The following is a 23492-nucleotide window of genomic DNA, read 5'->3' as shown; positions in this document are numbered from 1 at the left end:
GATTCTCTATCCGCAGCAGTTTGAACGCGGGTATAACGACTAGGAGTATTTTCGTCATGTTGAAAATTGCAGCGTCTTTTGCGCTTTCAACCGCCCTTTTGGCCATGCCAGTATCGGCAGCGACCGCTGGACAGAAAATTTCGAATGATTTGAGCAGATGTCAGGCCGGAAATGGTCCTGCCGTCCTGGTGAATATAAGTGGCGTCAAGGCGGCATCCGGAAAAATCCGGGTGCAAAGTTATCGCGGGACCAAGGCAGAATGGCTAAAGAAAGGCGCCTGGATCAACCGGATTGAAGCGCCGGCAAAGAACAACAATATGACCTTTTGCGTGCCCGTCCCATCCAGTGGGATGTATGGCATTGCCGTGCGCCATGACGTGAATGGCAATGGCAAGACCGATATTTCCAAAGATGGTGGCGGTATGTCGAACAATCCGAGCATCAATATCTTTAACCTGGGGAAACCCAGTTACAAGAAGACCAAATTTGCGGTCGGTGACGAAGTGAAATCTATCAGTATCAAAATGAAATATCTGTGATGGGCAGATATTAAAGAGAAACAGGCAATCGAATAATGGCCAATGTAGCGCTACTTTCTAATCCAAATTCCACGGGTAACCGTGCGATATTGCCGGAAGTGCGCTCTTATTGCGTCAAAAACTGCGATGTTTTCCACTATGAGGTGGATGCTGTTGATGAGATCACCAAGGCGCTGCAAACCATCGCCAGAGTGAAACCCAAGGTTCTCGTGATTAACGGTGGTGATGGCACCGTTCAGGCCGCTCTCACCGAATTGTATCAGGGCGGGCATTTTGGCGACAATCCGCCGCCAGTTGCTGTACTGCCCAATGGCAAAACCAACTTGATCGCCCTGGACCTTGGCGCAGAGGGTAATCCATTAAAGGCGCTGGAACGTATTGTCGAAATGGCAAAACATGATCTGCATGAGCATCTGGTCGACCGCGAACTGATTGCCTTGTCCGATGGCAACAAAGATAGCAAGGTCGTGCTTGGCATGTTCTTGGGCGGCGCTGGCCTGTCGGAGTTTATTCTTTATTGCCGTCACAAAATCTATCCTCTGGGGCTGCCCAATGCGGCTTCCCATGTTTTGACGGTTTTTGCGGCGCTGGCCTCGGTTCTGTTTGGAATAAGAGCGAAGTTTCTGCCGAACCGGCCTTCACCGATCAGTATCTCGCTGATCAAAAAGGGGCAATATCAAGGCAATTTTGCAATTCTGATCGTAACGACACTGGAAAAACTATTGTTGATGCGCCGTTTTACACGTTCACGGAGCAAACGCGGACGCCTGCAATTCATGGCGATCGACCAGAAACCAATGGTGCTGGTCCGATTCATCTTGTCAGTGTTATTTGGCCGGCTGGGTAAAACCGTGCAAAAAGGTATTCATCTCGAGCAGGGCGACATGATCCGGATTGAGGGTAAGAATAGCAATGTTGTTATGGATGGCGAACTTTTCCGCGCAAAGGAAGGCCAGCCGATTGTTTTGAAATCGACCAAGCCGGTATCTTTCCTTCGCCTCGCTGCTTAGGCTATCATCCGCCGGGTGAATCATCTGAAACCCCTTGTAGAAGAGGAGCTGGCAGAGCCGGTTGATCCTCGTGTATCTGCTTTCGCAGAGGCGGTCGCTGCGCAATATGGCGATGCGTCCCGTGCGGTTCTCTTTTATGGTTCTTGTCTTCGAACGACGGAGCTGGAAGGGCAGATGCTGGATTTCTATCTGATCGTGTCCAGCTATGAAGCAGCCTACGGCAAAAGCTGGCTGGTCCGAGCAAACAAGCTCCTGCCGCCGAATGTGTTTCCGGCCGAGCATGACGGGCTGGTCGCCAAAATTGCAGTGCTGAGTGAAGAAGATTTCCACAAGTTAAATGGACTGGAGGCTAGCGCTGTGAGCGTATGGGCGCGCTTTGCGCAGCCGTCGCGCCTGGTCTGGTGCGCCGACGACGCAGCGCGTGAGAAAGTTGTGGCGGCGATTGCCTGTGCGCCCGTGACCCTGTTTGAGCTCACCTTACCGGTGCTGGGAATTCAGCCGCAGGCGCCCATACTGATCTGGCATCGTGGTTTCGAACTGACTTATGGTGCAGAGTTACGGGCTGAACGGGCCAATCGCCCTGGCTCCGTCGTTGATGCTGATCCCGAGCGCTATCAACGATTTGGTCTTGCCACGATGGTAACCCTGCAAGATCAGGATCCATCAGAATCTGGCGAGCTGTCGACCGCAGAAGCGGAGAAACGCTGGAAGGTGTTGCGCCGCAATGGCAAGCTACTCACCCTCGCGCGGCTGGCAAAGGCATCTGGGACCTATGCTGGCGGGATTGATTATCTTGCGTGGAAGATTAACCGTCATGCTGGTACCGACTACGTAATCAAACCGTGGCAGCGCAAGTGGCCGATACTAGGCGCGCTTACCATGTTGCCAAGATTAATTGCCGGTGGTGCGATTAAATAGGGTAGAATGTGCACCTGTATTTCAGGGAGGCGCTACTATGGCTGACAAACTAACCGATAACCCGATTCATCTGGGACTAGGTGCAACAGCATTTTCCGAACCTCGTTTCACTGGCGATCCGGACTGGTATCAGGCCTATGGTGAACGTCATGCCGATGACGGAGCAGAGGGGCGCCTTGTGTCGCTACACCATTTTACTGAACCGTGGACAGTATGGGAAATGCATCCTGTCGGTGCTGAAGCCGTCGTTTGTGTCAAAGGCGAAATGTCCCTCATTCAGCAAATGGAAGATGGGTCAGAGAGACAAATCGCGCTCGAAGAGGGCGAATATGCGATCAATCCTCCCGGCGTCTGGCACACGGCAGATGTTGAAGGGGAGGCAACCGCGCTCTTCATCACGGCAGGCCAGGGCACCGAAAATCGCGATCGTTAAGCGATCGGTCTAGCGGTCCTTATAGTCCGCCTTGCGCTTGCTGAAAAAGGCCTTGGCGGCTTCGCGGCTGTCTTCGGTCATGCTGAGCATGGCTTGCTGTCGGTCTTCAATCGCCATCGCTGCTTCAAAACTCTGAGCATCGATATTGCGGTTAAGCGCATCTTTGGTCAGACGCAGGCCCATGGGCGCTGTATCGAGCATTTCTTCCGCGAGAGAGAGGCCAGTGCTGACCAATTTGTCTTCGTCAGCAACTTCGCTGATTAGCCCCAGTTTTTCAGCGCGTTCAGCATAAATGAAACGGCCAGTTAACAGTAATTCCGATGCAAGTGACGACCCCACGAGCCGGGGCAGGAAATAGCTTGATCCCATATCGCAGCCACCCAGACCGATCTTGATGTAAGCGGCGTTCATTTTCAGGCTGGGTGCGCCATAGCGGACGTCACTCGCCAGCAGCAGAGAAAAACCGCCACCGCAGGCCGCTCCCTGAGCCAATGATATGATCGGCTGCGGACATTGCCGCATAAGTTGCATGACCGTGGCGATGGATCGCTGAGTGCGCCAGATATGTTGAACCTGCCCACGTGAACCATCATTTTTCCAGGCACCGATATCTAGGCCTGCGCAAAAGGCCCGTCCTTCTGCGCGAAACAGCACGACCCGGATATCATGCCGGTCCTGCAGTCCGCGAAAATAATCCTGCAGTGCGAAGATCATGTCTTCGTTCATCGTATTGAGCTTGTCCGGCCGATTGAGCGAAAGAATTTCAATCGCGCCGCGTTGTTCGATGAGTATGGGGTTAGTCATTCCTGTCTCCCGCGAGGAGGATTAGATCGCTCCAACCGCTTTGCCAGCTGCCTCAAACATGCCAAGAATCTGATCGACTTGTTCGGTTGTGTGCTCAGCACAAAGTGAGCAGCGCAGCAATGTCATATTGGCTGGTGTCGCCGGTGGTCGTGCCAGATTGACGTAGAGTCCTTCTGCTAGCAGAGCCTCCCACATCATCGCGCCGCGTTCGAGGTCCGGCATGATGACCGCGATAATCGCGCTTTGCGCCTCCGGTGTGCCGAGTTCAAAGCCCAGATCGCGCAGGCCTTTGTGGAGTTTCTTGCTGTTTTCCCATAAATGCGCGCGCTTGTTGCCGCTGTGCATCAGCTTACGGATCGAGGTGCTCGCAGTCGCCATTACGCTCGGTGGTAGAGAGGCCGTGAACACATAGGGGCGACAAACCAGCCGCATGATTTCAAATTTTGGATGGTTTGAGACGCAGAATCCGCCGACTGTTCCCACTGACTTGCTGAACGTTCCAATGATGAAATCGACATCGTCGATAACGCCTTGTTCTTCACAGACGCCGCGGCCATTTTCACCGATAAAGCCCATTGAGTGCGCTTCATCAACCAAGGTCATTGCGCCATTTTCTTTGCAGATACGGATCATTTCCTTGAGCGGTGCAACATCGCCAAGCATCGAATAGACGCCTTCAAGCACGACAAGCTTGCCAGCGTCTGCGGGCAGGCGCTTCAGCCGTTTTTCCAGTGCTTCGACATCATTGTGGCGGAACGCGACAATTTCTGCATTGCCCATGGAACAGCCATCATAAATGGACGCATGGCTGTCGATATCCAGAATAACATAATCACCCTTGCCGGCCAGCGCAGAGATAATTCCCAAATTTGCCTGATAGCCCGTGGAAAAGACCATCGCATGGTCCATCGCGTAAAATTCTTTGAGCGCCTCTTCGCAATCTTTATGCGGGCTATATGTGCCGTTGAGAACGCGGCTGCCGGTTGTTCCAGAGCCAAAGTCCTTGAGCGCCTGAAGTCCGGCCTGCTGGACATCATCGTCAAAGGTCATGCCCATGTAATTATAGGTGCCGAGCAGAATGGTTTCCTTGCCATTGCATATGGCAACAGTAGGCGATTTCACTTCTTCCATTACCAGTGAAAAAGGGTCCTTAACGCCGGTTGCAAGCAGGGTTTCGCGTTCCTGAATCAGCGGATCATATTTACTCAGAAGGTCGGTCATTATACTCTCGTGTTTTCGTCATCTTGAAACGGGTTCCGGATGCCGATTATGCTGTTACTGATCCATCAACTTGGCAACGGCGTCGGCAAGCTGACCGACATTTTCGATTTCGGCCTGCATGTTCATGGTGATGATGATGTCAAATTCATCTTCCACTGCAGCGACAAAATCCATCACCGTCAGGCTGTCCCACTCCAGATCTCCTGCAAAGGTGGTGTCGTCTTTCAATTCGACGCCCTTATTGTTGAATGGTCCGATCAAGGCTTCCACCTTGGCCATAATTTCTTTGCGACTTGCCATGTTTAATTCCCCAATATTCCGGCCCGGTTTCTTCAAACAACCTTTGCCAATGTGAGGCCCCCATTGGCAAGCGAATAAGGCCGAAACAGGGCACAAGGGTGGGCATATGCGCCGTAACTTGCCCAATTGCGCCGATTATGTCACTCTCGCGGCGCATCGGGTCGCGCCTGTGCGGAGGGTGAAACATGACCGAGGACCGAAAATGGCCGGATGAAGTCATCCAATTGCTGCGCACGACCCAGCAACATCATGTTCAACTCAGCCTGATGGCTGATCACAAGGCCAATATGCTGATTGGCGCGACATTCGTGGTTTTTACTCTGGCCATTGGACAAAGCCATGCGAGCAGCTTTTCCTTGCCTCTGCTGATATTAGCGATTTCGGCATTTTGCGCGGCTGGCCTGGCCGCGATTGCCGTGATGCCGGCAACAAAGATACGGGCCGGTGCCAACCCCAATATGCTGTTCTTCGGGGCATTCTCAAAAATATCCGAAGACGAGTTCAAGGATCAGCTTTTGACAGAAAACTTCGTTGATCAAGAGACGGTCTATCGCACGATGTTGCGCGACATTTATCAAATGGGTATCGTGCTGGAGCGTAAGAAATATCGCTATCTTGGCTTGGCATACAGGGTATTTCTTCTCGGTTTATCAATGACTTTCGTGACATATCTCGCAGAACAGTTTGCTGGACCGTTGTTTTAAGGTCATTCTATTCCCAGCTGAGCCAGAGTTCCTCAATTGCCCAAACCACACCACCACGCATCGCGCCCCGCGGTTTGTCCGGGTTCAGCCCAAACCGGCCAATCTCCCGGAACCAGGTCTCATAGAAAATATGCAGCTCCATCCGTGCGAGATGCAGCCCCAGGCAAGTATGAATGCCCGAGCCAAAAGCGCCATGGCGATAATGCTTGCGATCCACCGAAACGGTCATCGGATCTTCGTTGAGTTTGTCCTCCCAACCGATCATTGCGAGCGGGCAAATGATCTTTTCACCTTTGGACAGTTTCTGGCCGCCCAATATCGTGTCTTCATTGATCTGGCGGGGCAGATTGACGAAGCTGTAGCGGCGCAGCAATTCTTCGGTAACATCGGGGATGCAGGTGGGATCATTAATAATTCTGGTCTGCAACGCTGTATCTATCGCGAGATGCTTCATGCTGAAACTGAGCGCATTGACCACAGTATCCAGTCCCGCCAGAAATAGCAGATGCGCGATCGAAAGTAATTCTTCGAAAGACAGGGCGCGCCCGTCAAGATCGGATCGGATGATATGGCTCATCATATCGTCCTTTGGATCTGCCTGACGTTCTTTCACAAAATCCGCCAGCATCGCGACGATTTTCTGTTGAACCTGCGCGACTTCGGGTGTCCCGGCCAGCGCAAAATTCTCGTCCACAAGAGCTCGAAATTCATCAAACCGGTCAAGCGGCAGTCCCAGCATTTCCATGAAAACCGATACCGGAAAGCGCGATCCGACCGCATCGATAAATTCACAACTCCCATCCGCCTTGACCGCACCGATAAGCCTGTCTGCCCATTGCTGAATCCGCTCTTGCAGGGGTGCAATTGCCTTTTTTTCGAAAAACGGCCGCATCATCTGGCGATAGGGGCGGTGTTCTGGCGGATCGAGAGACAGCGGGATTGTTTTGGGTATGTTCTCGATATGGGGAATTGAGAAATTCTCGTTGGAAAAGATATTTGGCTTACGCAGTAAATCGATCATCATGTCGCTGTCAGTGACAATCCAGTGCCCGCCATTTTTGGGCGTCCAGAACAGGGGAGGTGCTTCTTTTTTCAGTGCCAGAAAGGCATCATGCACATCAGCCTTGATCGCCGGTTCGCCATATATGTCGAAATCATAAGTGGGCACGTCATCGCGCACCGCAGCATTGCTTCCCATAACATCTTCTCCCAGCCGCAATTATGCGCTCGTTTGCTGGAGATGGCAGCTAGTGATTTTAGGAGGCGTCAGAGCCAGTCATTCTGCCGGTACCATTTTGCGGTGTCTTTGAGACCCTGCCGCGTTTCGATTTGCGGCGTCCATAATTCGGGCGGCAGGCGCTTGGCGGGATCGACCGTCCAGTCATCATGACAGAAATAGCTGACGCGATCTTCGGTAAGCTTGGCCTTGTCACGGCGGAAAAAACGATCGGCTTTTGCACCAAATTCCAACAGAAATCTTGGTGTTGCTATTGGCCTGATCCGTTTGCCGATTGCCCATCCGACGGCTTTGGCGAAGCTGGTCTGGGTCCAGCCGCCGGTCTTGCCGTCGTCCACCTCAAAAATCTGGGTAGTCAGATCTTCATGCTCTGGAATGATGGTCATCAGAGCGCGGGACAGGTCGTCAACATGGATCGCCGATAGCCGCCCGTCGGCATCGGGGGGCAGGGTGATAAAGCCGGTTTTTGCCATCTTGAACAGCTCCAGCATTTCCCTGTCTCCGGGCCCGTAAATGGCAGGAGGCCGGATGATCGTCCAATCGAGTCCGCTGGATGCGACGATCTTTTCCGCTCTGGCCTTGGTATCGCCATAGATAGACAGCTTTGGCAAGGTCGCCGCGAGCGACGAGACATGAATGAGGCGGTTGCATCCCGCTTTCTTGGCCGCCTCTACGACCGCCAAGGTGCCAGCGACGTTACCAGCTTCAAAGCCTTCTCGCGTTGGGGCATTTACAACCCCGGCGATGTGGATCACTACATCTGCCCCCGTGCACAGCACGCTAAGGCTGGCCGGGTTATCCAACGCACCGCGCACCCACGTCACATTGGGGCGGTCATCCTGTGTCCGGCGTGTGAGGGCGCGCACGGGAAAACCGGCGCGCACCGCTAGGTTGAGCAGATGGCTACCCACAAAACCGGTCGCACCGGTGATTGCCAGAGTTGGTTTCGTCCGCATGCGGTTACCTGTCCATGCCCGGCTTCACACCAGCACCATCTGGTTACGGTGCACCACAGCACTGCGCGGAGCGTAACCGAGCAAGGCTTCGAGTTCCGAGCTGCGCCGCCCGATAATCTTTACGCAGTCCAGTGCATCATATTCGGCCAGCCCGCGTGCAATCACCTGACCATTGGGATCGGTAATATCGACAACATCACTGCGCGCAAAACCGTCGGTTACCGAGACGATGCCAGCCGCCAAGAGACTGCCACCATCTTGAAGAGCTGCGGCAGCGCCAGCATCGACCGTGATAGTGCCAACTGACGTAAGCCGGCCGCCAAGCCAGCTTTTACGGGCATTTTTGCCTCCGTTCGCTTTGAACAGGGTTCCTATACCGTTGGTTTCATAGCGTTGCAGCGGATGATCGTCGCGTCCTGATATGATGGACAGCGGAATCCCGGCCATATTGGCAATTTGTGCCGCTTCCAGTTTTGACGTCATGCCGCCAGAACCCAAGCCGGATGAAGAGCTGCCATCAGCCATGGCCAATATACGCTCGTCGACCTGCTCGACGGTATCGATCAATTGGCCCTTATCGGTGCTATGCGGGCTTCGGTCATAAAGACCATCAATGTCGGAGAGCAAAAGCACGTGATCCGCCCCGGCTGCCTGAGCGACCCGTGCAGCGAGCCGGTCATTGTCACCAAATCGGATTTCATCCGTCGCAACGCTGTCATTTTCATTGATCACGGGTACTGCGCGTTTGTCGACCAGCCGGTCAAGCGTCGCCGTGGCGTTCAGATAGCGCTTGCGATCTTCCATATCGTCCAGTGTCAGCAGCATCTGCGCGGCGGTGATGTTGTGTTTTGCCAGCAATTCGGACCACAGGCTGCTGAGGGCAATTTGTCCGACTGATGCTGCCGCCTGAGCATCAGCCAGATTGGCGCGTCCGCCTTTTTCAAAACCCAGTTTGCGTGCACCAAATGCGATGGAACCGGACGATACGATAATGACAGACGCGCCAGCCTGGTGGCGCTTCGCAATGTCCGTAACCAGTGTTTCCAGCCAAGCGCGCCGCGTCGTTCCATCGGAATCGATTAGAAGTGATGAGCCAACCTTTACGACAATCTTCTTCTTATCCTGCAAGCTCACAGCGGTGACCAGTCTGCTTTTTCCTCCTCATCGCCATCGCTATCGCTGGCGAGTTGGTCAGCCTTTTCGATTGAGCTATTTGCCCCGACTGCTTCAAGTACTTTGTCAAGTACCGCATCCATGCCTTGGCCCGTCGCACCTGATAGTGGCAACACTTCCGCCGCGCCTGCGGCACGCAGATCATCAGCAATTGCGTCCATTAGCTCGTCATCAAGCAGATCGGCCTTGTTGAGTGCTAGAATCTGGGGTTTTTCGGACAAACCGCCACCATATTGTTCCAGCTCTTTGGTCACGGTTTTCCAGGCAGCTACAGGATCATCGCCGGTTGCATCGATCAGGTGGAGTAGCACTTTGCAGCGCTCAATATGACCGAGAAACCGGTCTCCAATGCCGGCCCCTTCGGCAGCGCCATCAATCAAGCCTGGAATATCCGCGAGAACAAATTCGCGGCCTCTGTGCTGGACGACGCCCAATTGTGGATGGATAGTAGTAAAGGGATAAGCGCCCACTTTGGCCTTTGAATTGCTGACAAAGTTGATCAGCGTCGACTTGCCTGCATTGGGCAGGCCAACCAAACCCGCATCGGCAATCAGTTTGAGCCGCAGCCAGACCGCCGCTTCTTCGCCCGGTTCACCGGGTTGGTGCTGTCGGGGCGCGCGATTGGTCGCGCTTTTATAGCTGGCATTGCCGCGGCCACCGATGCCGCCTTCGAGGAACAGTTCTTCCTGTCCTTCGCGGGTGAAGTCGAGCAGCACATGTTCCTTGCCTTCGGACAGAATCTGCGTGCCGACCGGTACTTGGATGACTCGATCTTCACCGCCCGCACCGGTGCGATTGCGGCCAGCGCCACCTTTGCCGCGCTGTGCCTTTATATGCTGGGTATAGCGAAAGTCGATCAGGGTGTTGAGACCTTCGACCGCTCTGAAGATAATGTCGCCGCCTTTGCCGCCGTTGCCGCCGTCCGGACCGCCATATTGAATATATTTCTCACGCCGAAAACTGACAGCACCAGGGCCGCCCGCGCCCGAGCTCACATATATTTTGGCTTGATCTAAGAAATGCATGGTTGTGCATTTAGGGAAGGGTGAAGGGAATAGCTAGAGGCTTGATTACCCAGTGCTATCACTGGCGGCATCATCCGCAGATTTTCACTCCGCCGCCTGCAATTGCTCCATTTGGGTCACGCGTGGATCATTGGGATGGACCCATTCTTCACCGATCACCTGTTCCACTGCAAGCTCGTCCGGCACGTTATCGAGACCGATCATCTTGTCGCAGGTCTGATGAAAACTGTAGATACGCGCTTCCTGATAGCTCAAAGGCACACTCTTGAACCCGTCACTTTCCATGGATTTCTGGATCATCTCGCCAAATTGCGTGTCTTCCAGGATAATCGGGCTCATATCCCTGCCATTTGGCTTGCTCTCATCCGGTACCGTCCATAAGTCTGGCGCTGGACCGTCCCCCCAGTCCAGCGCCATCGTGACGAGTTCCAACCGGGTTGTATTCAGCCCGGTCGGCCAGAAAACCAAAGGCGGTACAAAATAATTTGATAGCGGCGACACCCAGTTGGGGAACATGGTGTAGCTTTGCGTGCAGGTGCGGCCCAGTTCGCCGACCGTATCAATCTCTTGCCATTCCGGGGGAGAGTCAACGGCTCTGACATGCTCGCGGTCGGTTTCCTGCGGGGCAGGGGCGAGCATCCGGGCATGGCCATTGGGGAAGATGGTGTTCACATTACGTTTGCTATCAACCAGTGGCGCAACGGTTTCGGGATGGATGAAGGGGACGTGATAGACCTCCATATTGGCTTCCATCGCCACCTTCCAGTTGCAGTTGAGGTCAAAGGAGTGGCGCGCGGCGAGTTTGACCTTGTCGAACTGAAATTCTTCCCAGTCATTCCAGACGGGGCCGAGCCACTGCTTCAGCGGCATTGCGTCATCATCAAAGTTCACAAAGATTACATTGCCCAGCATTTCGCATTTGACCGGGATCAGGCTGCGGCAACTAAAGTCGAAATCGGCTGGGAAATCCTGTTTTTCCGGCACACCGACAAGAGTGCCGTCGGTTTTGTAAGTCCAGTTGTGATAGCCACACATTAAACGCGGTGAGCGGCCCTTTTCTTCGGTAACAACAGGCGCCCCGCGATGCCGGCAAGTGTTATAAAATGCCCGTACTTGACCGTCCATGCCATGGACAATGATAACCGGTGTTCCTGTATTCTCCCATTTCATGAAGCATCCCGGTTCCGGGATTTCATCAATATGCGCGGCGAACAGCCAGCTCTTTTTCCAGATATGCTGTTGTTCCAGATTATAATATGCTTGTGAAGTATAACGACCCGCAGGAAGGTCAGGCAGAGACGGAAAACCGTCCGGCGGCGCAGAGCGCGATGCTTCCCACTCCATCAGGCGCTTCATCTGCGCAACATAAGCTGCATCCATCGACATCAGTCTATTCATCTCTCCCAATATCGCTTCATGGCATAACGACGACCATATGGTCGATTGGCAATAGTGATAGAAGAAAGACAGCGGCGCTATGGTATCAAAATCGGCGGCGAAAACTATGGGACCTGTTCATCAGAAAGTCTTGTCACGTGGTCTCGGGGCGTGACTATCAGTGGTTCTATACTTTAAGATTTCTCCGAATAACCGGGTCAATAGTTTGTGGGAGGACATATTGAACGAAGAAGAAGATACAGAGAGTGTTCCAGGCAATGACAACTCCAGTTATTCTGATGTCACCCATCTCAATTTCACCGCGCATATCGCTGAGCAAAACAAATTACGATCCGAATACTTCAAAGGCCTGACATTTGGCGACCCTATTTGGGATGTTTTGCTGGACATATATGTTTCCGAAAAAACGGATCAATCAACGACAATTGGCGCGATATCGGACCGTCAGGAGAGGTCGAAGTCCTTGTGCCAAAGATGTGTAGATTACCTTCTCGAACGCGATGCAGTTTTTGAGAATTTCAATCGCTATACGGCACCGAAATTTCGCTATCTTGCCAGCGAGAAAACCAAGCAGCAAATCGCTGCTTGGCTCAACAACTGTCTGGCGTCAGCGCCGTGATTTATTGTACTTGAAGGATACGCTTTTTTGATAAACGCTGGTTTTGACTGCCTTACGTCCTCACCAGGTCCATGCTTATTGCTTTTACTGATGCTGATGTGCGATCATGCACGTCCAGTTTGGTAAATGCACGGCGCATGTAACTGTCGATAGAGCTTTCTGATAATTTTAGAATTGTACCGATTTCGGAGTTTGATTTTCCTTTTGCGGCCCATGCAATGATCTGCATTTCTCTCTTGGACAAAGACTTGTCTATTCCATAGAGATCAGGTGTTAGCTGACAAAAGCGCAAATGCGCCATCTGCGCAAAAATGTGGAATTGCAATCCAGCTTCGCTGTCCATGAGCCGCTCGCTATTGGGCTTGCCGTAGGAGGCCAGTCCGTTGCGGGACTGCGGTCCGAAGACAGGAAATATCCAACCCTCGTCAATATCTGCGCTATTGGCGTCTTGCTTAAGATTTTCGAACAGTTGTCGGCTGTTCGTTAAATTGGCAATTTCGGTCCAGCGAAATGCCGAGCCTTTTGAAAGGCTGTTCTCGGTTGTGATATGACCCTGTTCGATCAGTCCTGTGATGGCGAATTTCTGGAATTGTTCATCTGAGAGACCAACATATCTAATAATGGTATCGGGATGTGTTGGCTTTCTGTGGGGTGGCGGGCAAGCATATACAGTGGCTCGAAATCCATATTGTCGAGCGATTTTCAGAACATATTTCCATAGACTGGCCGGGTTGTCACATTGATCTAATTTGCCAATTTCATTGAAGGTTAGCATTGGTCCTCACTTGCAACAATTTGAAGCATATCCACAGATTTTCCTCTGGTCTGCCCCGCGATCACGTGGCGTTCTTTTGGGCATGGTGGTCTTCAATTGCGTCTGATCAATTTGGCATTTGATGATCAGGGCGCCAAATATTGCCCTTCGATCCCCACAGATCTCAATATTCATTGCTCTATTCCGGAATATTTCACAGCCTGTTAGAAATTTTGGTCAAGTCTTAATTTACCAGATAACAATTTGTTGAGGTGGAGCGGTACCTTGTCCGGATAAACTCAACTAACATGTTGAAAAAAAGCCTTTAAGTGATTGAAACATGGTCATGGTTAAGGTGGTAAAATCCCCTAGTAATCATGAATGTTGACAGAAACGTCCTGTTTCAGTTATTAAGTATCCACTGGATACATAGAAAATCAATGAGAATTTAGAAGGAAAAATCATGTCCCCTCATGAAGTGAAAACGCGTTTTGGAACATCGCGGCGCAAGGTTCTTGGTGCTTCGATGCTTGGTGCCGGAACGATGCTTGCCGGCATTGGTGCCAGCGCCGCCGGCGCCACGCTGAAATCAAAAGGTAATATCTTGCTGAATCGCGTTCCTGACTTGCCCAAGGGCCTTGTCGACGCAGTGAATTTCCCTTTGATCGAGGCCATTCACGGCCGTCGGTCGCGGCGCTTTGCGCGCGGTGCATCCATCTCGGACGGGCCGCTTGCTTATACGTCAAAGCAAAAGCCGGAAGCTCTGTCAGAGCTGGAGCAGATGTTGTTGCTGACGACCGTTGCAGGCAATACCGGCTGGTCAAACCTGATCCCCCATAACCCCAATTATCTGCCGCACATCCCCAACTATGCCGGGGCCGCGGGCGGACGAACTTTTCCATCATGTGCGGGGTTCCAGATTACGGAATTTTTCTACACTGATGACAAAGGCGTCTATTTCCTCCCCACTCGCGACATGCCGGCGACGAGTGCGACCAAACCCAATGGCGATACTGATCTCAAAGCCTATCTGGATGCGCACAAGTCGCGCATCGTCAAGATTGCAGATGGTCGCTTGAACATTCCAACACGCCCTGAGCATATGGAAATGCACAATGAATGGTGCGCCAATGTGCCGGGCAGCACGATGATCTTCCCGGTCGCAGATCTGGCGCAGCATATCATCATGGCGCTGTGCTATTTCGTTCAGGGCGGTGTGTGCATCTATGATGATATCAACAATCGCCCGATCCCGGGTCTGGAGAAATTCAAACATCTGGTTGACCTGGAGAACCCGTACCCAATGACTTTTGTTGAGCAGGTTAGCGCGAATGAAGTGACGGTAGAGCTGTCCTGTTCCTGCTATGCCGGTGCACTCATGTTGCAGGCTATGGGGCTTGGCGGCTGGATGTATGACGGCCTCAATCCGTTCAGCGTGCTGGGCGCCAGCGGTGATCCGGATGTCCCCGGTCTGGGCTTTCGCTTTGACATGTTGCCGGATCAGCCGTTGCCGCACGTAACTGGACTGGAGGGCATATTGGAGGGGCATTGCCAGCCCCATTTCAAGGATATGCGCGCTGCAGTAGAGTCAGTGGTTGAACGCAAGTTTGGTAAAGGCGGTCCATTCAACAGTAATACGCCTGGCCACTATAAGGAGACTGACGCTGTCCGCCGAAGCGCGGCACCGATCAACGATGAGTTTGTCGATTGCGTGGCGACGATGGCGCAATATGTGCAGGATACGTTCGGCCGGTTTCCAGCTAAAGTTCCGGCTATCTTGACGCTGATGTATCTTCAGGCGCACAAGCTCGATACCGGTTTTTATGACACTTATTTTGATCACAGCGCCTATCTGAAAACCCACGCGGATCATCAGAAAAACTGGTCATAGGTCTATCGCGAGCCAAAGGAATACGGATATGATACGCAAAAGCCTGATGCTGATTTACGCCCTCGGTGCCTATGCCCTCAGCATGGCCGTGCTTGTCTACATCATGGGTTTTCTGATCGACTTTGGCGTGCCCAAGGGGATAAGCGGCCAAAGCGCAACGGATGACGAATCCCTTGCGCTTTGGCCCGCCATATTGGTCAATGCCGGACTGATCGCGCTTTTCGGTCTGCACCATTCGGTTACTGCGCGGACGTCATTCAAGCGCTGGTGGACCAAGATCATTCCGGCGCCGATCGAACGCGCAACCTATCTGTATATGACTGCGGCGATGACGGCATTGCTTGTCGTGTTCTGGCAGCCCATTCCGATCACGATATGGCATGTGGAGTCCGGGCTGGCGGCCGGTTTCATCTATGCCGGATATATCAGCATATGGATGATGATGGTCGCGGCGACGTTTCACTTCGGCCATTTTGGTTTTCTGGGGCTCGCGCAAGCCTGGCAGAATTTCCGGGAGACGAAGCCCGCGCCATCCAAAATGACCGCGCGTTATCTCTATGCGCTGGTCCGTCATCCGATCAGTCTCGGCTGGATGCTTGCGCCTTTCATGACGCCGCATTTCACGGTCGGCCATTTGGTTTTTGCAGGCGCGACCCTTGCTTACATCCTGTTGGCGACACCGTTTGAGGAAGCGGACCTGATTGAGGAGATAGGAGAACCTTATCGCGATTATCGTGACCGTGTCCCGACTTTTGTGCCGTTTGCCAAGCGCCCGTCAGTTCAGGTTGTCTCGGAGCGCAAATCCTGATCAGTAATCCAACAAACGGATGCAGATTTAACTTAGAGTGTCTTTTTTGTCGACCAGAGCGCCTGCGAAGCTTCGTCGGGTGGGGGTCCCAAGTCAGCTACTGCAAGCAATTCCTTGATAAAGTCTTCGTCCGGGCGGTCCTTGAGTGTGCCCGAGCTGTGAAGTCCAACACCGCCATGAACGAGCATCCAGTAACGCATCACAGCCCTGCGTTTGTCATCGTCGCTGCCTTGGTCGGGCGCAAGCACGGCTATCGACGTAGCGATCATCGCATCAGCACCGGTGCGTAATTCGGGCACATTTTCAAACTGTGCGTAACTGCGGTTCATCATGGCCGTGTAAAGGTGACGGTGGTTCAGTGCAAATGTCGCATAGGCGCGGACAAATTCCGCGGCATTCCTGGTCTTGGCGAGAAGACCGGAAAGCTCATGATAACCACCAGCAGCGACCGCCGACAGCAACGCGTCCTTGTCGGCAAAGTGATTGTAAATCGCGCGGTGTGCCACGCCGATCTTGGTGGCCAGAGATCGCATGCTCAGCTTCTCTGCGTCGCCTTCATCAATACGCCTGCGTGCAAGGTCGAGCACTGCCTGGCGCAAGTCCCCATGATGATAGTTATCGCGGGATTCTTTGGTCAAGTAGCCGCCTTCGAAACGTGCCAGTCGACTTGCATGGTCGCAACTTCTTCTTCCGCCTCGTCACGCATGGAAACTTCCACGGCAAACTGGACCTTGCCAGCTTCATCCAGCGCGCTCAGCAGATTTTCTGCCGGCTGGGACAGTTTCGCAAACGCGCGGATCGGACCCTTGGCCACTTTTACATATCGGATGGAGGCATTGGCCGCCACCGGCCTTACCGTCATCAGAACCGATACAAAACCTCCCGCCATCGCAGCACCGGATGCCGCTTCGCCGAGCGTAAACAGCGCACCGGCATGCTGGCTTCCAATGTGGTTGAGCGTCACGTCTTGCGCAGGCAGTAATGCTTCGCCCACGCCATCTTCTATTGAAATCAGCTCAACCCCGGTATGGTTGGCAAATGGAACGGTTTGGGAAATGCTTTCCCGGATCATGTCATATGGTGTCATAGCGGCCCTTATATATCCAGTGGATATATTTATTGCAGGCAGCTGCTCGATTGTCAATTGAAGACTTTTTAAAGGCCGGAACGAGAGAGGGCTACTCCAATTTCCTGACTTGGTGAATCAAGCCGCACTTACCCGCACTGGAATCGCGCTTTGCACCGCCTGACCGGTAATCGGATCGAGATGATCATTGTCGACAATCAACCGGTTGGTCGATCCACCCTTGGTCATCACATCAACCTTGCCTGCCTCACTGTCGCCAAAGGCATGACTCATAGAGATGACGCCGGGGCGGACTTTTTCGTCTGCTTTGGCCATGCCGAAGATAGATGCAGTGGGCGAGGTGATTTCGATGATCGCGCCATCATCAATGCCCGCCTTGGCCATGTCATCGGGATTGATAAAGGCGGGATTAGTCGGCATTTTCTCGACAAGTTTAGGGAAGGGATGGCCGTTGCTGTTATAGCGATGCTTCGACCGGCGGGAAATCAGGCGGAAGTCAAAGCCATCTTTCACCGGATCATTGGCCGCATAGTCGATCAGTTCGCTCGGCATAGCTCCGGCATTGAGATCAAAACGGTTTTCGCTGTCCGGGTCAGCAGGGCCGACAACCGGGTGCAACTCGTCATAAGTGATCGCCGCGCCCTTGCGTTCGAGTGCCGCCGCATCTGTTTTCGCCTTACTGGGTTTCAGCAACGAGCCTTCGGTTATCAAGTCAAGAACTGTTGCCTTGTCGGGGCATTCGTCCATTGAAACCGGGCCACCGGGATAGTTCATCTCGATGCCCATATGCTTGGCCAGCCACCAGAGCATTTCATATTCATCCATCGTGTCGCCGGGGGCGGGGACCATGGCTTCTGTATAATGGGCATAGGCCTCCTCCGTGAACGCATCGGAGACATTGTTGATGTCTTCACGCTCCAGACACATGCTGGGTGCCAGGATGATGTCGGCGCGCTTGGCGCTGGCAGACATCCATGGATCGATCTGGATGAAAAGTTCGCATTCATCCAGTGCACGGCGGACCTTTTGTTGATCGGGGAAAGCTATTTCGGGATTACCGCCAATCGAGATCAGCGCCTTGATCTGGCCTTCGCCGGGGGTGAGGATTTCATCGGCCAGCACATTACAAGGCATTTCCTTGCCCAACATGCCCAAACCGCGAATGCGGGACTTGGCAAAGCCTTCACCGAACATCGGGGTGGGCGGTGCGACCTGAGCCATTTTGGGCGCACCGCTCAATGGATTGAAAACCATCGGGGCGGATACTTTCTCGCCTTCCTGATTGAAACGCGCGCACAGGATATTGAGTGAGGCGACGAGATATTCGGTCAATGTGCCATTGCCCGCCATTTCCGGGCCTGTCCCCGTGACAACGCGGCCTTTATTGGCGCCGGCAAACATGCGGGCGGCCTTGACCAGCTCTTCCTTATCCACACCGGCACGCTGTGCCGCAACATCAGGCGTCATCGGTTTGACGGCGGCTTCCAGTTCCTCAACGCCATCAACATGGGCGGCGACGAAATTCTGGTCATAGAGTTTCTCCGCAAAGATGACATTGAGCATGCCAGCGAGCAGGGCAGGGTCTTCGCCCGGTTTCACGGGCAGGTAAATGTCTGCCAGCCGCCCCATGTCGCTGACCCGCGGATCGGCAACAATCACCTTCAGACCGCGTTCCTTGGCATCGCGCAGGCCGCGAGACGGAGAGGATGTCGGCATGCCCCCGGAATAGTGGGAGACGATCGGATTGTTACCAACAAACATCGCGACATCTGATTCCGTAAAGGCATTACCGCCACCCATCCACATGCCATAGCGGGCCGTGGTGAACACTTTGGCGGGTTGGTCAACCGTAACACTGGTAAACCAGTTGCGGGAGCCAATGCCCTGCGCAAAGGCGTAAGATGTACCAAGCACAGCGCTATTTTGAAACGCATTGGTGCCGCAATAGACTGCGATGCTGTGGGGGCCGTGTTCCTCGACCATCTTTTTCATCTGCGCGCCGGCCAGTGCCAAGGCATCTGCCGTTGTAATGTCCTTGAACGTGCCGTCTTCCTGACGGATTTTGCTGGTGATCATCCGGTTGGGCAGGTTGTGCATATCGGTGAGCTGACGACCCTTGATACAGGTATAGCCGTTGAACAAATGATCTTCCTTGTCGCCGCGCACGGCAACGACCTTGTCATCCTCAACATCCACCAGCATTGCGCAGCTGGCATGACAAAAACGGCAAAAACTTCTCTTGGTCTCGACGGCCATAGTAATCTCCTATGACAGTGAGTTTATCATGGACTTCCATGGGAGCGACTGACAAAACTGTTTGGATCATCCGGCAGGAAAACCGCCGGTGTCGGTGCGCCTGTTTTCCCAATATCATATATGTTAGATGACGGACGGGAGATGGGAGCCGACAATGTCATTGATAAGCGACTTTATCGCGGGACGAACACCGCCGGATCTATATGAAAGCTATCTATCGGAGGGGCTGTTCATGCCTTGGTCCGATCCGCTTATCGAAGCTGTTGCGGCTTCGGGTGCCTGTCTCGACATTGCCTGTGGTACGGGTGTTGTTTCCCGCAAGCTTTCTGATTTGCCTGAGGTGGCAACAATATCGTCAGTAGATGTCGCACCACCAATGATCGCCAAGGCGGAAACCCTGCAACGGGAAAAAGATTATGCGCTGCGTGCGAAGTTTCAGGTCGCGAGTGCTCTCGAATTACCCTTTGATGAGGACATTTTTGATGTGGCGCTATGTCAGCAGGGGTTACAGTTTTTCCCAGATAAAGTGCTGGCATTGCGCGAAGCGGCACGGGTGTTGAAGCCCGGGGGTCGATTGGGAGCTGCTGTCTGGACGTTGGCGCATGATGGCAATCCGGTCTTTGGCGCTTTCGAGGATATATTGGCGCGCAACATCGGCAGCGATATTGTCCCGATCGCGCCGTTCTCTTATGGCGATCCGGAGGAAATCCGGTCGGTCGCCGAGCAAGCCGGACTTGACGTACAAGCGGTTGAGCGCCGGGAGATGATAACGACTTTGCCAGCGGTGCGCGACTTTGTGCTGTTCGATGTAATCTTTCTTGGCCGTCCAGATGCCGACGGCGCGTTACAAGCGGTCATTGATCCGGAAGATGACGCGGCGGACGAACTGATCGAGACGATTATCGCCGAGTTAACCGATGCGGTCCGCCAATATGTGCAAGATGATGGAACGTTAAGATCGCCAACCACGACTCATTTTCTTCTGGCAAAAAATACCTAAAACTCGACGCCCAAAGCATCGGCGACAAATCCCATTAGCGGCGCGACCTTTTCAAACTGCGCCTCGACCGCGTCCTCAAACTTTGCTGATGTTGCGATCTTTTCATCCGCATCCTGAAAACTGAAAAAGCTTTTGCGGCGCAGGTCGTTGATCAGGGGGTGGTCGGGATCGAAACCCTTGGGTGCGCGAACCAGTTGATCACCGCGAAGATCAATGCCCTCGACGGCTTCTTCCCAGCGCGCCGGTTTGTCGACAATGCGTTGACGGATGCTGCGCAGCGCTTCTCCCTTTGGTCCCCAGACGCCGCCACCGAAGAAAACTTCGCCCGGGCCGAGATGGACATAAAAGCCAGGCGCATGGGCATCCTTGCCCGCTTCGTGGCGAAACTGGCAGCCGACATGGGTTTTATAGGGGCTCTTGTCTTTCGAGAAACGCGTGTCGCGATAAATGCGAAAACGGCTGCCGCCATTGGGACGGGGATCAACTGTTATATGCGGGCTTATCGCCGCGATCCGGGGTGCCATGTTGACGATGAAATCGGTGACCGGATCGACGACTTCCGCTTCATAGCGTTTCTTGCGCGCCTTGAACCACTCGCGGTCATTATTTTGTTCCAGTTCCCGCAGGAAGTCAAAAAGTTCCGGGCCAATCATCGTAGTCTCCCATTGGAAAACTAGTCTGTCAGCCCGAAAGGGGGGAGTCAATTCAGGTGGCTATCCCATTTTTCAAACTGTCGGTTTCCGACAAATCCAATTGCCTGAACACCGGATCGTTTGACGGTGGCTATGGTGTGATCAAATACCTCATAGCGCGCATTGGCATCGGTCTGCATATGGAGCTGTGGCTTGTCGGGATCCTTGATCATCCCCGCAAGTCGCGATTTAAGCTGCGTTTCACTCACAGCTTGGCCATTCCAAAGAGTTAGTCCTGCATTGTTTATGCGCAGAACATTAACCTTCGGCGGCTCACCGGTACCAGGGATCGGCGGTGGCAAGGCGATCTCGACTTTGTGGGTAGCGATGGGAATGGAGAGCATCAGCATGACCAAGAGGACCAGAAGCACGTCAATGAGCGGTGTGATATTCAGTTGCGACATCGGCTGGCTGTCGGAAGCGCGGATACCATGTTGGCGAAACTTTGGTCGATAAGTTGGCATTTTATCTCTCTCCCGTTTTGATTATTACTCCGATAAATGATTGTAATGATATAACATCATACTTAAATTTACGAGTTATGCAAGTTTAGCGGGTGATCGACTATCCTCCGGCCTAATGTTGTTCTAACGAGACACCTGTCGCAGGTTGCTATGCGTTCGGGTTGTCTTTTCGTCGAAACTCTTGCCGAGTGCGGAGCCCGAAACCGCGACTTTAGAGCTTTTTACATAGGTCCGCCCGTCTGGCGCTCTGGCGCAACTTGTTTGTAGATTAAACTGATTAATTCGGGCAAAAATGACTGGCTTGAAAGATTTCGAGGCCGTCAAGCTGTAGGTTAAGATTGCAGGAGCCTTTTTGTCCACTGTGACCCGTCCGGTCAGATGCTTGACAAATTTCTTGCTGGCCTTTTCTTCCGGGTCCGGTAGCGGCTTGAAGGCGTAGGTCGCAGTCGTGGCGGTTTGACTGACGAGCCGCGCGCTTGCCGGAATACTTTTTGCCATTTCGCTGCACCAAAAGCCCTTATAACCGTTATTCTCGATCTCCTTGACGGCTTTTTTGAACTCATCGGTCCAGGTGGATTTTGCCGGTCGGGACACTTTTACCCGCTGACCAGCAGGGCGGCTGGGATTAATCCGTCCGGCTGCATTCATTTCGCGCGTCACATAGCTGATATCATAGGAATAGGCTGGACCGTTTTCTGCTGCGTTCAGCGCGCGCTTTAACGGTGTTTGAGCTATGGCAGGGGCGGATGCAAACAAGCAGGATGAAATCAGCGCAAGATGCAGCGATACAGAGCGGAGAGTGAGTTTCATTGTAGCTTTTCCGTTTCTGAACTGAAAGAACATGGTCGCAGAGCCATAGAAACAGGACGATCCTGCAATGTCAAAATCGCAACGCGTTTATTTTCAGGTTATCCATTCTGACTGATCACCGGATCGCTCTACTGCCGCAAGAATGTGATCAAACAGCTCAGATCGGCCTGTCAGGGTTTTCGATGGTTATGAAGTCCCTGATCTCTACCGAGCTGGGGCCAAGGGTTATGGGATTCTTTACACCCGGCAGGACGCAAATGTCGAACAGCTCCGTAATCGCGCCGTCAAAGCGCAACCATTGAGCGATATTGCCGCTGCCCAAGGATATTATTTGAATACCGCACCAGGGGTCGGCATCTTTTTCCTTCATCCTGTTGTCGAGCTCCAGTCCTTCGAAACGTTCATGCCGCGGCTTGGACAATGTCACAAAGGCATGCTCATTTTGAAAAACCAGCCCTCTCAAGAAACCGGGGAAAAAAGCAAAGGGCGTGAAGCTATTATCGATGGGATCCAGCCACCCCAGCTCACCCGTGCCTGAGTTTAACAGCCAGACCTTGCCATCATATTCGCGGGGGCTATGCGGCATGGACAGCCCATCGGTCAGGATTTTGTTACTGCCAACATCAATGATAACTCCACCATCATGCCGGCGATCGCGCCAGCCATCAACCACATCGGACTGGCAAACAGCGCTCACATATTTGGGTTCGCCTTGGACCATCGCCAATCCGTTGAGATGGCAGCGGTCCTCTGGCACCAGTTTGGAGATAAAATCCGGTTTCCAGATGGGTTTGAAACTGTGCGTTACACTGGGTTCGCACAGACAGCTATGTCGGGTGTTCACGAAGATAATATGACCGTTTTTGCGGATACCGATTTCGTGAATATCGACATTGCCCGTGGTCTGCATATTTCGCGGAACAAAGACCTTGTCATGTGCGTTATTTGCCAACTGGTTGGGTGCCAGCACATTTTCCATGCGAACCACCTGGGTCAGCGTGCCTAGGTAAATGCGATCGGCGTCGCCGGATAAACCCATGGCCTGGGGGTACAGGGCTTCATGCAACGCCAGCTTTCCATCTGCCCCGTGACCGGCCAGATAAAGCCGACCGGTCTGGTAAGAGGTAAAACCTATCGAGATATTATTGGCCGCCAGAAATGCGGCCAGACCTTGTGAGAAACTAATATCAATCTTGCCGGCTTCTTCTGCCGGTGTGGGGGGTGCCTGGGTCGGTTTGTTGGTGTTGCCTGGCTCTACGGTTTTTGTATCACTCACGCCAAGCCTCCGATCCCCAATCGCTTTCAGTTGGCAATGTGGTTAGGCAATACCTCCCACTAGGCAAGCCAAATTTCACTTCCTGGCCACGTGCAGAGGAAAGGGAGTCCGGCGTCC

25 protein-coding genes are annotated in these 23492 nt (G+C 53.2%); 9 read left to right on the top strand and 16 right to left on the bottom strand.

The genetic code is table 11. The annotated features are described in order from the left end of the window. Positions 1-56 precede the first annotated feature (56 nt). From AC6I9Z_RS13670 to AC6I9Z_RS13655, 4 genes are read left to right on the top strand one after another with little or no spacing between them, the layout of a single operon-like run. Positions 57-539: a DUF2141 domain-containing protein gene (locus tag AC6I9Z_RS13670; protein ID WP_109356614.1), complete on the top strand. Its 483-nt coding sequence runs from the start codon at positions 57-59 to the stop codon at positions 537-539. Positions 540-574: 35 nt separating this feature from the next. Beyond that, positions 575-1549, top strand: a complete 975-nt coding sequence (locus AC6I9Z_RS13665; protein ID WP_461456328.1) for a diacylglycerol/lipid kinase family protein — start codon at positions 575-577, stop codon at positions 1547-1549. Positions 1550-1564: 15 nt separating this feature from the next. Continuing rightward, entirely contained in the window at positions 1565-2467 is a 903-nt protein-coding gene (locus AC6I9Z_RS13660) for a hypothetical protein (protein WP_461456327.1), read from the top strand. Between the two features lie 37 nt (positions 2468-2504). Further along, the gene (locus AC6I9Z_RS13655; protein ID WP_461456326.1) at positions 2505-2900 is read left to right on the top strand and encodes a cupin domain-containing protein; all 396 of its coding nucleotides are present in this window, start codon (positions 2505-2507) and stop codon (positions 2898-2900) included. A gap of 9 nt (positions 2901-2909) precedes the next feature. Here AC6I9Z_RS13655 and AC6I9Z_RS13650 read toward each other — a convergent pair whose 3' ends face one another. The 3 genes from AC6I9Z_RS13650 to AC6I9Z_RS13640 are packed head-to-tail and all read right to left on the bottom strand — an operon-like array spanning position 2910 to position 5225. Next, positions 2910-3704, bottom strand: a complete 795-nt coding sequence (locus tag AC6I9Z_RS13650; RefSeq protein WP_461456325.1) for an enoyl-CoA hydratase/isomerase family protein — start codon at positions 3702-3704, stop codon at positions 2910-2912. A gap of 21 nt (positions 3705-3725) precedes the next feature. Beyond that, entirely contained in the window at positions 3726-4925 is a 1200-nt protein-coding gene (spt, locus tag AC6I9Z_RS13645; protein WP_461456324.1) for a serine palmitoyltransferase, read from the bottom strand. Positions 4926-4979: 54 nt separating this feature from the next. Then, entirely contained in the window at positions 4980-5225 is a 246-nt protein-coding gene (locus tag AC6I9Z_RS13640; RefSeq protein WP_461456323.1) for an acyl carrier protein, read from the bottom strand. 185 nt (positions 5226-5410) lie between these two features. On the opposite strand from AC6I9Z_RS13640, the gene AC6I9Z_RS13635 reads away from it, so the two are divergent. Then, positions 5411-5929 carry a Pycsar system effector family protein gene (locus AC6I9Z_RS13635; protein ID WP_461456322.1) on the top strand — a complete coding sequence of 173 codons (519 nt, stop codon included), beginning with the start codon at positions 5411-5413 and terminating at the stop codon, positions 5927-5929. A gap of 7 nt (positions 5930-5936) precedes the next feature. Here AC6I9Z_RS13635 and AC6I9Z_RS13630 read toward each other — a convergent pair whose 3' ends face one another. The 5 genes from AC6I9Z_RS13630 to AC6I9Z_RS13610 all read right to left on the bottom strand — a co-directional run bounded on the left by AC6I9Z_RS13630 (position 5937) and on the right by AC6I9Z_RS13610 (position 11718). Then, positions 5937-7127: a cytochrome P450 gene (locus AC6I9Z_RS13630; RefSeq protein WP_461456321.1), complete on the bottom strand. Its 1191-nt coding sequence runs from the start codon at positions 7125-7127 to the stop codon at positions 5937-5939. Positions 7128-7195: 68 nt separating this feature from the next. After that, a complete protein-coding gene (locus AC6I9Z_RS13625) occupies positions 7196-8122 on the bottom strand; it encodes an NAD-dependent epimerase/dehydratase family protein (RefSeq protein WP_461456320.1) in 927 nt (308 codons plus the stop codon). 24 nt (positions 8123-8146) lie between these two features. Beyond that, the gene (proB, locus tag AC6I9Z_RS13620; protein ID WP_461456319.1) at positions 8147-9256 is read right to left on the bottom strand and encodes a glutamate 5-kinase; all 1110 of its coding nucleotides are present in this window, start codon (positions 9254-9256) and stop codon (positions 8147-8149) included. Further along, positions 9253-10320, bottom strand: coding sequence for a GTPase ObgE (gene obgE, locus AC6I9Z_RS13615; RefSeq protein ID WP_461456318.1), 1068 nt, complete (start codon positions 10318-10320; stop codon positions 9253-9255). Before obgE ends, proB begins: the two co-directional genes overlap by 4 nt. Before the next feature lie 84 nt (positions 10321-10404). Beyond that, positions 10405-11718 (bottom strand): aromatic ring-hydroxylating oxygenase subunit alpha, encoded by a 1314-nt coding sequence (locus AC6I9Z_RS13610; protein ID WP_461456317.1) that lies wholly within the window; start codon positions 11716-11718, stop codon positions 10405-10407. Between the two features lie 220 nt (positions 11719-11938). Between AC6I9Z_RS13610 and AC6I9Z_RS13605 the strand changes: the two genes are divergently transcribed. Next, complete coding sequence (locus AC6I9Z_RS13605) at positions 11939-12337, top strand: hypothetical protein (RefSeq protein ID WP_461456316.1); 399 nt, start codon at positions 11939-11941, stop codon at positions 12335-12337. Between the two features lie 52 nt (positions 12338-12389). Here the strand turns inward: AC6I9Z_RS13605 and AC6I9Z_RS13600 are convergent, their stop codons facing one another. Then, complete coding sequence (locus AC6I9Z_RS13600) at positions 12390-13112, bottom strand: helix-turn-helix transcriptional regulator (RefSeq protein WP_461456315.1); 723 nt, start codon at positions 13110-13112, stop codon at positions 12390-12392. Positions 13113-13554: 442 nt separating this feature from the next. Here AC6I9Z_RS13600 and AC6I9Z_RS13595 point away from each other — a divergent pair, with 442 nt between their 5' ends. Further along, entirely contained in the window at positions 13555-14982 is a 1428-nt protein-coding gene (locus tag AC6I9Z_RS13595) for a hypothetical protein (protein WP_461456314.1), read from the top strand. 28 nt (positions 14983-15010) lie between these two features. Then, on the top strand, positions 15011-15790 hold the full coding sequence (locus AC6I9Z_RS13590) for a methyltransferase family protein (RefSeq protein ID WP_461456313.1): 780 nt from the start codon (positions 15011-15013) through the stop codon (positions 15788-15790). Between the two features lie 32 nt (positions 15791-15822). Here the strand turns inward: AC6I9Z_RS13590 and AC6I9Z_RS13585 are convergent, their stop codons facing one another. From AC6I9Z_RS13585 to AC6I9Z_RS13575, 3 genes are all read right to left on the bottom strand, one after another. Beyond that, positions 15823-16428 (bottom strand): TetR/AcrR family transcriptional regulator, encoded by a 606-nt coding sequence (locus AC6I9Z_RS13585; RefSeq protein ID WP_461456312.1) that lies wholly within the window; start codon positions 16426-16428, stop codon positions 15823-15825. Further along, positions 16425-16877 (bottom strand): DUF4442 domain-containing protein, encoded by a 453-nt coding sequence (locus tag AC6I9Z_RS13580; protein ID WP_461456311.1) that lies wholly within the window; start codon positions 16875-16877, stop codon positions 16425-16427. The genes AC6I9Z_RS13585 and AC6I9Z_RS13580 overlap by 4 nt, the downstream gene beginning before the upstream one ends. A 117-nt stretch (positions 16878-16994) precedes the next feature. Continuing rightward, positions 16995-19133, bottom strand: a complete 2139-nt coding sequence (locus tag AC6I9Z_RS13575) for a molybdopterin-containing oxidoreductase family protein (protein ID WP_461456310.1) — start codon at positions 19131-19133, stop codon at positions 16995-16997. Between the two features lie 154 nt (positions 19134-19287). Between AC6I9Z_RS13575 and AC6I9Z_RS13570 the strand changes: the two genes are divergently transcribed. Further along, positions 19288-20133: a class I SAM-dependent methyltransferase gene (locus AC6I9Z_RS13570; protein WP_461456309.1), complete on the top strand. Its 846-nt coding sequence runs from the start codon at positions 19288-19290 to the stop codon at positions 20131-20133. Here AC6I9Z_RS13570 and AC6I9Z_RS13565 read toward each other — a convergent pair. From AC6I9Z_RS13565 to AC6I9Z_RS13550, 4 genes are all read right to left on the bottom strand, one after another. Beyond that, positions 20130-20786, bottom strand: a complete 657-nt coding sequence (locus AC6I9Z_RS13565; RefSeq protein ID WP_461456308.1) for a DUF2461 domain-containing protein — start codon at positions 20784-20786, stop codon at positions 20130-20132. The two genes, AC6I9Z_RS13570 and AC6I9Z_RS13565, sit on opposite strands and share 4 nt — an antisense overlap. 47 nt (positions 20787-20833) lie before the next feature. Further along, positions 20834-21289, bottom strand: coding sequence for an ExbD/TolR family protein (locus AC6I9Z_RS13560; protein ID WP_461456307.1), 456 nt, complete (start codon positions 21287-21289; stop codon positions 20834-20836). A 123-nt stretch (positions 21290-21412) separates the two neighbouring features. Continuing rightward, positions 21413-22099 carry a hypothetical protein gene (locus AC6I9Z_RS13555; protein ID WP_461456306.1) on the bottom strand — a complete coding sequence of 229 codons (687 nt, stop codon included), beginning with the start codon at positions 22097-22099 and terminating at the stop codon, positions 21413-21415. A gap of 157 nt (positions 22100-22256) precedes the next feature. Further along, positions 22257-23375 (bottom strand): TIGR03032 family protein, encoded by a 1119-nt coding sequence (locus AC6I9Z_RS13550; RefSeq protein WP_461456305.1) that lies wholly within the window; start codon positions 23373-23375, stop codon positions 22257-22259. Positions 23376-23492: the final 117 nt, after the last annotated feature.

The sequence above is a fragment of the Parasphingorhabdus sp. genome, assembly GCF_059726685.1.
The sequence above is the reverse complement of the archived record's forward strand: the minus strand, read 5'-3'. Positions and strand labels throughout refer to the sequence as shown.